This window comes from uncultured Aggregatibacter sp. (assembly GCF_901873365.1).
In the GTDB taxonomy this organism is placed as follows: Bacteria; Pseudomonadota; Gammaproteobacteria; order Enterobacterales; family Pasteurellaceae; genus Aggregatibacter.
This window is the reverse complement of sequence record NZ_CABFLM010000032.1, coordinates 1-599: the sequence shown is the minus strand read 5'-3', so window position 1 is coordinate 599 and position 599 is coordinate 1. Positions and strand designations below refer to the sequence as shown.

Below are 599 nucleotides of genomic sequence, written 5' to 3'. Positions count from 1 at the left end.
ACTTAGCCTTCTTATCATCAGGTTTGATTAGTTGTTTGTTGCTAATGCACCTAAATCTTTATCAACCAAGAATAAACCTTTACCATCCTCACCAAGAAGATTTAATTTATCTAAAATTCCACTAAATAATTTTTCTTCTTCATGCTGTTCAGCCACATACCATTGTAAGAAGTTAAAAGTAGAGTAATCCTTTTCTGCAAAAGTAATCTCAACTAACTCATTAATTTTTGAGGTCACAAGTTTTTCGTGCTCAAGCGTTGTCTCAAAAACTTCTTTTAATGAAGTATAATCGTGTTTAGGTGCATCAATTTTACCTAATAAAGGCATTCCGCTGGTTTCACTGACATAAGTAAATAGCTTTTGCATATGTTCTAGTTCTTCATCAGCATGACGAAGTAAAAATGCTGCTGCACCTTCATAACCATGGTTATCGCACCATGCACTCATTTGTAAATAAACATTTGATGAATAAAACTCAAGGTTAATTTGTTCATTTAATTTGGTCGTAATTGCTTTGCTAAGCATAACTAACTCCTTTCCTTAATGATTTATAAGACAATCACAATACAACTTAATTTGCTGGGCGCATTCTATCCACC

Annotated in this window: 1 protein-coding gene; it reads right to left on the bottom strand. The window is 33.1% G+C overall.

Annotated features, from left to right (window positions below):
• Window positions 1–27: 27 nt before the first annotated feature.
• On the bottom strand, window positions 28–525 hold the full coding sequence (gene ftnA, locus QZ106_RS00755; RefSeq protein WP_295973041.1) for a non-heme ferritin: 498 nt from the start codon (window positions 523–525) through the stop codon (window positions 28–30).
• Window positions 526–599: the final 74 nt, after the last annotated feature.